Genomic DNA, 12,279 nt, shown 5'->3' with positions numbered 1-12,279 from the left:
ACCTTTTAGCGAAACATAAGCTGATGAAGAGAGAATTTCTGCAGCAAACCTATCAAAACAAAAAAGTTTTTCTGACAGGCCACACTGGTTTCAAAGGCTCCTGGATGTTGCAAATGCTGCACTCCCTGGGTGCTGAGGTGATGGGCTACGCCCTTGCACCTGAAACCGAAGAAGACCTGTACTACCTGATGGACGGCGATAATTTGTGCGAATCGGTAATCGCTGATATTCGTGACAAAGAAGCCGTAGAACAAGCAGTATTGCGCTTTCAACCGGACTTTATATTCCACTTGGCTGCGCAGCCGCTGGTGCGTCTTTCTTATGAATTTCCGTCGGAGACCTTTGCTGTAAATGCCATCGGTACGGCCCATGTGCTGGATGCGGTGCGCAAAATGGAGAAGCCCTGCACCGTTGTGCTGATCACAACAGACAAGGTCTACGAGAACAAGGAATGGGTATACCCGTACCGCGAAACCGACCAGCTGGGAGGCTACGACCCGTACAGCGCCAGCAAGGCCTGCGCGGAACTGGTGATCTCGTCCTATACCCGATCGTTCTTCCATCCGGAGGTCTACGACAAACACCAGAAAGCAATTGCCAGCACCCGTGCCGGTAACGTGATTGGCGGCGGCGACTGGGCCAAGGACCGGATTATACCGGATATTGTGCGGGCACTGCGGGTAGGAGAGCCGGTAACAGTACGCAACCCCAATGCTGTGCGTCCGTGGCAGCACGTATTGGAGCCGCTGGGCGGTTACCTCTTGCTTGGTGCTAAACTGGCGGAAGATCCGAAAACCTTTGGCGGCGCCTGGAACTTTGGTCCGCAGGCCGGTGATAACAGCCCAGTGGAGGATCTAGTACAGAAAGCCTTACAGGTATGGGGGTCAGGTAGCTACGACAAGCCGGAGCTCAAAAACCAGCCGCACGAAGCCGGTCTGCTCAAATTGGACATCAGTAAAGCGCTGGTAGAACTTGGTTGGACTCCGAAATACAACTCAGCGCAGGCCATTGAGTGCACCATTGCCTGGTACAAAACCTACCACGAAGGTATAACCGATATCAAAGAATTTACGATGGGGCAGATCTCCGAATACCTGGGAGAAGAACAACCTGCCTTTTTAATTAAAAATTAGAAGTTAAAAATTAAGGATTTGCTGTCACCTTCTTGGTTTAGTTAGCCTTCGCTTCTGCCTGAAAGAAGCTAATGTAAATAGAATGGATGACAGGTATGGGACAACAACATTTCTAATTTTTAATTTCTAATAATCAAGCACACCAGCGAGATTTAAACACACATGATCTTTACAGAAACCAAACTAAAAGGCGCTTACATTATCGACATCAAAAAGTTGGAGGACGAGCGTGGCTTTTTCGGACGGGCTTATTGCCAGAATGAGTTTGAGCAGCACGGACTCAACACCAACCTGGTGCAGGCGAATGTGAGTTACAACTACAAGAAAGGCACTTTACGTGGCATGCACATGCAACTGGCCCCACACGCCGAAACCAAACTCGTGCGCTGTACCAGAGGCGCTATTTACGATGTAATCGTGGACCTGCGTCCTGACTCTGAAACGTACAAGCAGTGGATCGGCGTGGAACTGACTGCTGACAACTACCGCATGCTTTACGTGCCGGAAGGTTTCGCACACGGTTACCTGACCTTGGAAGATAATTCCGACGTGATGTACCAGGTAACGGCCTTTTATGCGGCAGGGGCAGAGCGCGGTCACCGCTGGAACGACCCGGCTTTTAACATTCAGTGGCCCGTGGAGCCGCAGGTGATCTCGGAGAAAGACCAGAACCATCCGTTGCTGGAGGCTGTGCAGGAGGGATCGGCTTTGTAAGTGAGTGGATTACAGGTATTGGGCACTTGACATAAAATCGACAGGATTATATACCTCGAGCTGAATTGGATCTTGTCCGAAACCGAGGAAGTCGTTTTAACAAAAGCGCATTTTAAAAGAAGAACTATGATCATTATAGATACCGCATTAGCCAAACGAGAAGCCGAGGGCAGACCTGTACGTGTAGGGATGGTAGGAGCCGGATTTATGGCCAAAGGTGTGGCGCTGCAAATCAAAAACCACGTGCCGGGTATGGAACTGGTGGCGATTTCAAACCGAACCATTGAACGTGCCCGCGAAACTTACAACGAAGCAGGTATAGCCGAAGTGGAGGAAGTCGACTTGAAAGAGGCGCTGGAAGAAAACATACGGAACGGCAGGTATAGCATTACCAACGACCCGATGATTTTGTGTCGCGCCGAAGGTATAGACGCTATTCTGGAAGTAACCGGTGCCGTGGAGTTCGGAGCGCAGGTGGCGCTGGAGGCCATCCGGAACGGCAAGCACACCATCATGATGGATGCCGAAGTGGATGGCACAGTTGGTCCGATTCTAAAGGTATACGCCGACAAAGCGGGCGTCGTGTTCACCAATGTGGACGGCGACCAGCCTGGCGTGATCATGAACCTGTACCGCTACGTGAAGTCCATCGGGATGAAACCGGTACTTTGCGGCAACATCAAAGGGCTGCACGACCCTTACCGCAATCCGACCACCCAGGAAGGCTTTGCCAAACGCTGGGGACAGAATCCTGCTATGGTAACTTCCTTTGCCGACGGTACCAAGATTTCATTTGAGCAGGCCATCGTGGCGAACGGAACAGGTATGCGCGTGGCAAAACGCGGTATGCTGGGACCTTACGCACCACAAGGGGCTAACATCCGGGAGTCTGTGAACTTGTTTCCGTTGGAAGAACTCACCAACGGACCGGGCATTGTGGACTACGTGGTAGGTATAGCCGAGCCGGCTGGCGGCGTGTTTGTGCTCGCTACGCAGGATAACCCTAGGCAACAACATTACCTCAACTATTATAAGATGGGAGAGGGGCCACTCTATTGTTTCTATACCCCGTATCATCTCTGTCACCTCGAAGTGCCACTGACCATCGCCAGAGCCGTGCTTTTCAACGATGCTGCCCTCACGCCTCTGGATCGACCGTATGTGGAAGTAGTAACTGCCGCTAAAAAGGATCTGAAAGCTGGTGAGATCATCGATGGTATCGGCCACTACATGACCTACGGTTTGTGCGAAAACGCTGACATGACCGCCCACGAAAATCTGCTGCCAATGGGTATAGCCGAAGGCTGTGTGCTGAAGCGCGACATCCCGAAAGACCAAGTGCTCACCTACGACGACGTGATTTTGCCGGAAGGCCGGACGATCGACAAGCTGCGGGAGGAGCAGCGCCAGTACTTCGCTTCGGCTTTTGCAGAGGCTAAAGACCAAGAACAGAATAAAACTGCACTGGCTTAGAAACGTCAGGTTTAAAATACTCCAACAGGCAAAATCCCGCTCTGGTCAGGTATGGCACGGGCGGGATTTCGTATACCTGCCAACATAATGATACATGCGCATACTTATCATACATAACTATTACAAACAGGCAGGAGGCGAGGATACCGTTTTTCATGCGGAGGCTGCTTTGCTGGAACAACACGGTCATCAGGTAGAGAAGCTGACCTTTTCAAACAAAGAGATGAATAGCCTTTCTGAGAAGCTGAAAGCCGCTTTGGGCGTAGTGTATAATTCGGGTAGCGCAAAAGTGGTAGAGGAGCGGATTAGGGCTTTTCAACCTGATGTGATTCATGTGCACAACTTCTTTCCCTTGCTTTCCCCGTCCGTGTTTTCTGTGGCCCAGCGCATGCACGTACCCATCGTGATGACGCTGCACAACTACCGCCTGGTTTGCCCGAGTGCTCTGCTCTATTACAACGGGAAAGTTCAACTGGAAAATCTGCATAAGACCTTCCCAATAGACGCCGTTCGCCAGAAGGTATACCGTGACTCCGCCGTGCAGACAGCCTCTGTGGTGCTCACCACAGGTATACACAAAGTGCTGGGAACCTGGAAAAGTAAAGTCGCTAAGTTCATTGCCCTCACGCCCGGAGCCGCTGAACTGTTCCGTGATTCATCCCTCAAACTCAAACCAGAGCAACTGGCCGTTAAGCCGAATTTTACCCAGGATATAGGCATAGGACATGCCGAGCGGGACGATTTTTTCCTGTATGTAGGCCGCCTGACACCAGAGAAAGGTATAGAAACTTTGCTGAAAGCACACGAATTGAAAACCTTCCCCCTGAAAGTGGTAGGCGATGGTCCGCTGCGGGAACGGGTAGAGGCTTATGCGGCGGCACATGCAGGTATAGACTACCTGGGATTTCAGAACCGGGAACAGGTACTGGAGCTGCTGAAAAGCGCCCGAGGATTGATTTTTTCGTCGGAGTGGATGGAAACCTTCGGCATGACTATCATTGAGGCTTTCTCAACCGGTACGCCTGTAGTCGCCGCCAAAATAGGCGGGGCAGAGCAGCTGGTGGAGGATGGAGTTAATGGGCTGCACTATAGTCCAGGCCGAGCCGCCGAACTGTCCGAAAAGGTACAGCTGTTGTTGCAGCATCCTGCACTGGCCTCCAAACTGGGTGCTGCTGCCCGGAAAAGCTACGAAGCCAGGTATACGCCTGAAGCTAATTACCGCATGCTGCTTTCTATTTATGAAGACGCCATCCGGGCTAAAAACAAAATTGCCTCTGCAACCTAGGTCACAGAGGCAATTTTTTATTGGGTAGCAGGCGTTATACCGCTTCTACATTCGTTTTCTTTTCTGTTTTATCACGCATCTTCTCCAGTATCTCTACTACCTGGTCTGTATTTACATGCAGGTGTTGGCGCTGGCCTTCGTCTGCATTATGCACCGGCTTGTCGCCTTTGCAGATGATGTAATCGTAGTCCAGGTCTATTTTGGTGGCAATGTCATAGAAAGGCTCTATCACAAACCCTTCATGGAAGATCTCGATGATCTTGGTGCCCGGCTTGCAGAAGAACATGCTGATCAGTCCGGCACCTGTAGCCGATACCACCACTTTGGCCTGTGAAAACATCCTGATCTTCTCCAGAATACTATACTTACTCGAAACGATCGACTTGAAATTATAGGGTTCCAACGCTTCCAGCAGCTCTTTTTCGTTCAGTACATTGCGCATAGCCGAGTCGCTGCGGCTAATGTACAGGTACGGTACCCGCTTCGATGCCGGTAAGATTTCATGCTGTACCAAAGGCAGGAATGAGTTGCGGATGTACTGACCTAGCCAGCGTGGCACCAAGGTATGGTTACCGCGCGGCGCCGTGGAAGCGATAACGCGATCGGCAGTGAGGTGATGGTATTCCATCGAGGTGATAATCTTTTCGGCAGGTATACCCAGCAACTCCAGCGTTTCGGTTTGGTAACTGTATCGCGTGTTGGGCACCAGGAACCAATCTACTTCGTCATAGAGACCACTTTCACGGAGCAGGTGCAGGCGCGGCAGCACATCCAGAAACCAGTGGCCTATGTTATTGAGCCCAGCGCCACCAGTCAGCATACTGAAGACAGTGCCTTTGAAGCGGGTCGGCGCCTGAAAATAACTTTGGGTGAAGATGTTGTTCTTGTAAGCACTTACGACTTTGCCATTTACCAGACTGAGCGACACATTCTCAACAATGCGGTTCTGCTGCGACACTATCGCTACGCTGCTTTCATTATCTGTATAGAGACGCCCGTTGGGTACTTCTACCACCACATAGTCGGTGGTTACGCTGCGCATCGGCTTCCAGTAGTCGGAGCAAGCCTGGTATAGTTGTTCTGAAATCTCAAGCGGCGTGGTCAGGTTAGGGTAGATGCTGTGCACCTTCACTTCGGACTGAGAAGAGCCATTCTCACTTTTTGTATTGACCTGGCAAACGCCGTTAGGTCTGAATCGGGTGTTATGTGGGATGATACGCCCAAGTATTTTTTTCAGGCGATTTGTAGATTTATCGTAGAATACCTTAGGTTTCATATATATATGGTGAGTAATAATTACTATACGTTTGTTATCCAATTTTGGCTGTGCTGCAGCATCATTCCAACTTCTTTACCAGATGTCGGGTGTTATTTTCTGTGCTATCTGCTGTTTGCCGCAAATGTTGCGCCAGCAGCTGGGCCGCCGCTGCTACCGCCGTATTATTCCAATGTCCATCATCGGCAGGATACAGCTTTTTCTTCTCGTTCAGGTATAAGTGCTCGAACGTTTCCTGTATATCCACCACCTGTATGTTTCTTTGCCGGAGTTCAGTCACCAGGCGGGGCAGAAAGTCTGGTTTTTGGGCAGATGGCAGCAACTGGTGGTAAATGTTTTCTTTGTTAGGGATAGGCATAAAAACAAAAGGTATACCGCGTTTTGCCAGCGCATGTTTGTAGCCTTCCAGCACATTGGCAATCTGCTTTATTTCTTCGTCAGCAAAAGTTCGGTTTGCATACTCGCCTTCCATAAAAAATTCATTTTGATAATTGATGTACTCTTTTCGGCCGAATTTCCGCTCAATATTGGCCAGTGTGCGGTGGTAGAAGGCGAGTTTCGAAATGCGGTCTGCTGTTACGGCCAGCCAGGTCAGCACCTTTGACGAGTTGATCATGGCGCCTGTCCGGTCGCGGAGCTTGTTGCCTATACCTGTGGCGCCCACGGCGGGTAGTTCAGGTATACGGCGCTCAATGCTCGAAACTACCACCATCTCAGGCGGATTTTCCTCGAAACGTTTGGTGCCCAGAAAACGGTTGACTGTGGCGGGAGCAAAGGAGTATACTTCTTTCCCCAACTGCTTTTCCAGCACTTCGGCCAGCGTTTCTTCCTGCGAGAGTTTGGCACCTGTGATATTGGAGTCTCCGATCAGGAGTACCTCTGCTTTTGTGTCGCGGTTGCGGTAGCCATAGGGGTCGGTATACCATTCCACCTGTTTTTTCTCGGCATAAGGGGTGCGTGGGGCCAGTTCGCCCTCTTCTTCCATGTGCAGGTGCATCTTCGGGTAAAATGGTCCTGACATCAGGCGCACACTGTTCACGGAAATGGTTTCCCAGATCCTGAAAGTGAAGAAGTTCATGGGCAACACAACAGCCTCTATAATAGGCCATAGCACAAAGGGCAGCACGAGCAGCAGCAGTTTCTTGAAAAGTCTTTTTACCTCATTATTTTTCGTTTCCTGTGCCATTTAGAACTGAAAATAAATGAACTCCTGGTGCCCGAATTGCCCGAAAAGCAGCACCGCCACGATGGCCGCATAATAAAGTCCCCAACGCACCACCGCAGGTTTTTGACTGATCAGCTGCGACACGCTGCCATGGCGCTGAATAAGGTGCACCGTTTCCATGATCATAATCGAAATGACAGACACGGCAAACACCTTAAAACCCTGGTCCATGAACAGGATGTGCTGCAAGTCTATACCTGCCAGCAGCTGCCGGATGTTGCCTATACCTGCCACACTACTCTGCAGTATGTATATGGCCTCCCCAATGGAGTTTGCCCTGAAAAACACCCATGAGAAGAGCACCAGCGCGAACACACTCAGTACCTGTACCCACTTGTAGAGTAACGGGCGACTGGTAAGTCCAAGCGATCTGGCCATTGCGTCGCGCTGACTTGCCGTGACGATTGCAAACACCAGATAAAAGCCATGCAACGCGCCCCACACCACGAAAGTCCAGTTAGCACCGTGCCACAGGCCGCTCACCAGAAATGTGATGAACAGGTTGTAGTACCAGCGCCACTTTACGACCCGGTTGCCACCCAGCGGAATGTACAGGTAGTCACGAAACCAGGAGGACAGTGATATATGCCAGCGGCTCCAGAACTCTGAAATACTCTTGGAATAATACGGTCTTCGGAAGTTCTCCATCAGCCGGAAGCCCATCACCTGTGCCGCGCCGATGGCAATGTCGGAATAGCCTGAGAAGTCGCAATATATCTGGAATGCGAAGAAAACGGTAGAGATGATGAGCGTGATGCCTTCGTAGTCGGTTGGGTTGTTGTATACCTGGTTCACCATCAGAGCCAGGTTATCTGCGATCATGATCTTCTTGAAAAAACCCCAGCCCATGCGTCGCAAACCACCTACAATGCGGTCGTAGCTGAATTCATGATGCGTCTTAAGTTGCTCTAACAGATTACCTGCCCGTTCGATTGGGCCTGCCACCAGTTGCGGAAAAAAGGTAACAAACAGTGCAAATACCCCCAGATGCCGCTCCGGCTTGATGCGCCCATGGTATACATCAATCGAGTAACTCATGGTCTGGAAGGTATAGAAGGAGATACCCATCGGCAGCAGCAGCTCGAAAGCCGGTACAGCATAATCCATGTTCAGTGCCGAGGCAACATCCCGTGCGCTGTCGTTAAAGAAATTGTAATACTTGAATAAGCCAAGTATGCTCAGGTTAGAGAATAATGAGAGGTATAGGTATGGCTTTCGTTTGTGTTTTTCTTCGTCGCTATACCTGCCCATGGCGCGGCCGCAGAAGTAGTCAATCAGGGTAGAGCCAAGCAGGATAAGGGTATAAGCCGGCCGCCACGAGGCATAAAAATAGTAGCTGGCCAGCAGCAGTATAAGCCATCTTCGGTTCGGGGGCGTTAAAAAGTAGAGCGTAACTACTGCCGGGAAGAATATGAAAAATTCAGTAGAGTTGAATAACATATGCAGACGCCGTTATTGATCGGGAGATGCGTGTAGCCCCATACCCTGTGGTGATTTCCCCTGGCCTGAGCCTGTGTCGGGACGAAGCCGTTTCCTTTGTTATATTAGGAGTAGGGCCAAAAGGTTTAGGATTCCGGTATATATTTTCTTGATGTATAGACACTCCGGAATAATTGTGCTGCTCTCTATACGCAACTGATTTAAAATGGCTGTTACAGCGTAACAAAAAATTGCATTAACAGGTATAGCTGCCCTAGGCATGCCAGATATTGCCGCAGGTATGTTGTGTTACTAGATCTGTGTCAGCCTTATTTTGACAGCTATATACCCCTTCTGCACATCTTTTGAAGACAAAGGCTTTGTGGACAATTTAAGTAGGCTATAAAGCCGAACATCTCAGCCGCTGCGGCGTAATATTATTGTACTCTAATACAACAGTAACACTATACTCTCCGTACAGGACAGGCGATGTTGTGAATTAGCAATTTGCTCAGGACAGCAGCTGTTCAGCTCTGGATTATACTGCAAAACAACCCGACATAAAGTAGCGCGCATAGATCAAGTGCCGCGATATAGATACTTAGTGAGCTTATATGATTGCATCAACCTTCAGGTACATTGTTCGATACCTTTTTTCATACACACAGAGCTATAAGCGCAAAATAGCCTTAGCCACCGTGCTTAGCATGCTGTTCAGTTTAGCAGTTCAGGATGTGGCACAGGCTCAGACTACCTGCCCTCCCGGTTTGGTGCATCACTTTGGGTTTGACGAAAAGATTGCTAGCAATTACACCGATTACGTGACTAACGCCAGCGCCACTTGCACTGCCTGTCCCGAGCCTGTTGTTGGCCGCTTTGCCGGCGGACAGCGCTTCAATGGTTCCGGCTCCGGTCTTCAATTCAGTGAGATACAAAATTTTCAGTGGGGACCCAACACGAACTTTTCGATGGAGGTATGGGTGCAGGTAAACCGCAAGTCCTCTAATCAGGTGATCATCGGCCGTAAATCAAGTGATGGTTTAAGTGCCTGGTGGCTCGGCGTTAACCCGGAAGGGTATGCCGTGTTCGATATGCAGGATAACTACGGCGAGCCACATACCTTGACCGATTACCTTAAAGCCGTCAACCTGTTCGACGGCAAATGGCATCACATTGCGGTTGTGCGAGAAGGAGGTCCCCAGATCACTAAGCTGTATGTCGATGGGTTTCGGGTGGATGACAGGCGGACTGAAATAAAGGAATACCGCGGCAGCATGGAGTCTTCCAGCCCTGTTACCATCGGGTATATTGACATTGACTCCAAGTATTATTTCGATGGCACAATTGATGAATTGCTGGTATACAACAACAATTTGTCGGAGCAGCAAGCGCGCGACCGTTACAATCTGGGCGCAGGCAACTACTGTGGACCAGAGGATACCAAACCAGAGATCGTTTCACAACCGATTACTTTCGGTACAGTCAAGCAGCAATACAGCTACGATGTAAATGCAGCCGGCAAACCTGCCCCTCGCTATATCCTGATATCTGGCCCATCCGGTATGACCATTGATGCAGGTACTGGTCTTATTAGTTGGGTACCACAGAGCGCCGGAAGTTTTGCAGTGGAGGTAAAGGCCAACAACAGCCAGGGAGAAAGCACTCCGCAACGTTTTCAGATCGAGGTGAGGGCCGCCACCGAAGAAGGTATAGGGATGCTACACCACTGGATGCTCAATGAAAGTTCAGGCTCTAACTATCGGGATGTGTATACGCCCATCGATGCAGTTGCGAAGGAGAGAAGCCGTCCTGCCTCGGTGAAAGGAGTAGTAGAAGGAGGGCAGCGGTTTAATGGACGGGACACAGGGCTTGATGTAATCGGCAGTCCGAACTTCGATTGGAAAGCAAACCAGACTTTCACGATCGAGCTGTGGCTCCGCACCGAAACCAAAGACGGAGCTAGCGAAGCCCAGAACCAGGTGCTGATCGGGCGCCATGCCACCGACTCGCCATCGCAGTGGTGGTTAGGCCTTGACAAAGATCGGAAAGCCGGTTTTTACCTGCCTGACATTGAGTTTAAAGGTGATTATGTCGGCTCCAGTGGTCCCAAGCTGAATGACGGCGCCTGGCATCAGCTTGTAGCGGTGCGGGATGGTGGTTCCGGAGCAATCAGGCTGTATGTGGATGGGGAACAGGTAGCCGCAGGCACCTTCAATCATAATTTTGGCTTTACCAGCCGGTCACCCGTCACCATCGGCTACTTTAATGCGAGTCTGCTCAACAGTTACCACTACGAAGGAGATCTGGATGAAGTGAAGCTTTTTGGCAGGGCACTCTCATCAGAAGAGATCAGGGAGCGCTTCGTTGAGGTATACAATAGCCTGACGGAAATCTTAAACTTTAAGGGACGCTATGTTGATGGCGCAGGGTTTAATCAGAAAAACGTGGTGCTGGACTGGAGAACCCTTTACGAGCTCGATATGGATTTCTTTGAAGTTGAGCGATCTGTAGACGGTGAGAATTTTACAACCATCGGTCAGGTAAAAGCCTCCGGTACCACAACGGCTGCCATCGACTATACCTTTACGGACGAAACGCCACTCAAAGACCAGGGTTACTACAGGCTCCGTTTGGTTCGGCTGGATGGTTCCGCTACCTACTCGAATATTATACTGGTAGAAGACCGCTCACTTGCTGCGTCCTCATTCAGAGTATATCCAAACCCGGCTGCTACAGGAGATGAAGTTACCATTGAGGTTGCCAATCTGAAAGAAAACGAGGATGTGACCTTTATGATAACAGATGCTTCCGGTAGGCAAATGCTCAGCCGGCAGGTGCGAACCACTGAGCTTGGCGAACTGTACCTCACGCTGCCAGTCGGATCACCTTTAAAACCGGGCATTTATAATCTGACAGTGGCAGGAAGTAACAAGACGCTGAATCGTAAGCTCGTGGTAGCACGCTGATTCAGTTGAATCCGTACCACACTGAAAGCAAGTGAACCACTGAATTTATGAGAAGGCTTAGGTATACCACCCGGTTTGAACATTTAAATTTTTCGTAACGTAATCAATAACAGTTATTTGTGAAAATGATATTGTGTTTATGTTATTCTTGATAAACCCTCCATAACGCAATTCGTACTAGGTGTGGAAATTACATCACATATACGCTGTTATACAAGCAAACTGATATCAAACTTAAAATTCCTTTACTTATCTAAATTTAATTTTTTATGAAAAAGCTATTGCTAATACCAATATTTTTTGCCCTCTTTCTCACTTCCTGCGACGATGACAAAGAAGAGAATCTGGAGCCACCGGTTTCGGAAATTGATGCGAAGATGCGTGGCGACTGGACAAACACACAAATCAAAAGAGTGTATTACTCAGATCAAAATGAGATCATGTTCACTGACTCAGTTCAGTATCAGACAACTTTTAGCTTTGACGGCAAACAGTTAACCGTTACAGCACCAGGAAGTAATCCGGAAGTAATGAATTATAGTTTTCCAGACCCTAATGATACTACCGTAATTGAATTACAGCGGGGAGCCGATAAGGGACAGTATACTGTAGCCACTATTTCTAATTCAGAAATGACCTGGATAGAAGAAAAACCATATGCTGGTTTCCCAGAGGAGTCACCAGATGATGAAAAAACAACGTCTCAAATGGGGGTGTATACCTGGAAATTTGTGCGTAAGCAGTAGTATAACATAAAACATCCCAAACGTTCGGGATGGCATCAATAA

Annotated in this window: 9 protein-coding genes; 6 read left to right on the top strand and 3 right to left on the bottom strand. The window is 49.4% G+C overall.

The annotated features are described in order from the left end of the window. Window positions 1-23: 23 nt before the first annotated feature. The 4 genes from rfbG (at window position 24) to K3G39_RS04335 (ending at window position 4,605) form a co-directional block, all read left to right on the top strand. Window positions 24-1,133 carry a CDP-glucose 4,6-dehydratase gene (rfbG, locus tag K3G39_RS04350; RefSeq protein ID WP_220624955.1) on the top strand — a complete coding sequence of 370 codons (1,110 nt, stop codon included), beginning with the start codon at window positions 24-26 and terminating at the stop codon, window positions 1,131-1,133. A gap of 162 nt (window positions 1,134-1,295) precedes the next feature. Beyond that, window positions 1,296-1,847 carry a dTDP-4-dehydrorhamnose 3,5-epimerase gene (rfbC, locus tag K3G39_RS04345; protein ID WP_220624954.1) on the top strand — a complete coding sequence of 184 codons (552 nt, stop codon included), beginning with the start codon at window positions 1,296-1,298 and terminating at the stop codon, window positions 1,845-1,847. Window positions 1,848-1,973: 126 nt separating this feature from the next. Continuing rightward, window positions 1,974-3,320, top strand: a complete 1,347-nt coding sequence (locus K3G39_RS04340; RefSeq protein WP_220624953.1) for an NAD(P)H-dependent oxidoreductase — start codon at window positions 1,974-1,976, stop codon at window positions 3,318-3,320. Between the two features lie 94 nt (window positions 3,321-3,414). Further along, on the top strand, window positions 3,415-4,605 hold the full coding sequence (locus K3G39_RS04335) for a glycosyltransferase family 4 protein (protein WP_220624952.1): 1,191 nt from the start codon (window positions 3,415-3,417) through the stop codon (window positions 4,603-4,605). A gap of 34 nt (window positions 4,606-4,639) precedes the next feature. On the opposite strand, the gene K3G39_RS04330 is transcribed toward K3G39_RS04335, so the two are convergent. The 3 genes from K3G39_RS04330 to K3G39_RS04320 all read right to left on the bottom strand — a co-directional run bounded on the left by K3G39_RS04330 (window position 4,640) and on the right by K3G39_RS04320 (window position 8,546). Next, complete coding sequence (locus tag K3G39_RS04330; protein WP_220624951.1) at window positions 4,640-5,881, bottom strand: DUF563 domain-containing protein; 1,242 nt, start codon at window positions 5,879-5,881, stop codon at window positions 4,640-4,642. A gap of 61 nt (window positions 5,882-5,942) precedes the next feature. After that, window positions 5,943-7,067 (bottom strand): hypothetical protein, encoded by a 1,125-nt coding sequence (locus K3G39_RS04325; RefSeq protein WP_220624950.1) that lies wholly within the window; start codon window positions 7,065-7,067, stop codon window positions 5,943-5,945. Continuing rightward, a complete protein-coding gene (locus tag K3G39_RS04320) occupies window positions 7,068-8,546 on the bottom strand; it encodes an MBOAT family protein (RefSeq protein WP_220624949.1) in 1,479 nt (492 codons plus the stop codon). Between the two features lie 686 nt (window positions 8,547-9,232). On the opposite strand from K3G39_RS04320, the gene K3G39_RS04315 reads away from it, so the two are divergent. Further along, the gene (locus tag K3G39_RS04315; RefSeq protein ID WP_220624948.1) at window positions 9,233-11,491 is read left to right on the top strand and encodes a LamG-like jellyroll fold domain-containing protein; all 2,259 of its coding nucleotides are present in this window, start codon (window positions 9,233-9,235) and stop codon (window positions 11,489-11,491) included. Between the two features lie 269 nt (window positions 11,492-11,760). Then, complete coding sequence (locus K3G39_RS04310) at window positions 11,761-12,237, top strand: hypothetical protein (protein ID WP_220624947.1); 477 nt, start codon at window positions 11,761-11,763, stop codon at window positions 12,235-12,237. The last annotated feature ends 42 nt before the right edge of the window (window positions 12,238-12,279 follow it).

Source organism: Pontibacter sp. HSC-14F20 (assembly GCF_019599265.1).
GTDB lineage: Bacteria > Bacteroidota > Bacteroidia > Cytophagales > Hymenobacteraceae > Pontibacter.
The sequence above is the reverse complement of the archived record's forward strand: the minus strand, read 5'-3'. Positions and strand labels throughout refer to the sequence as shown.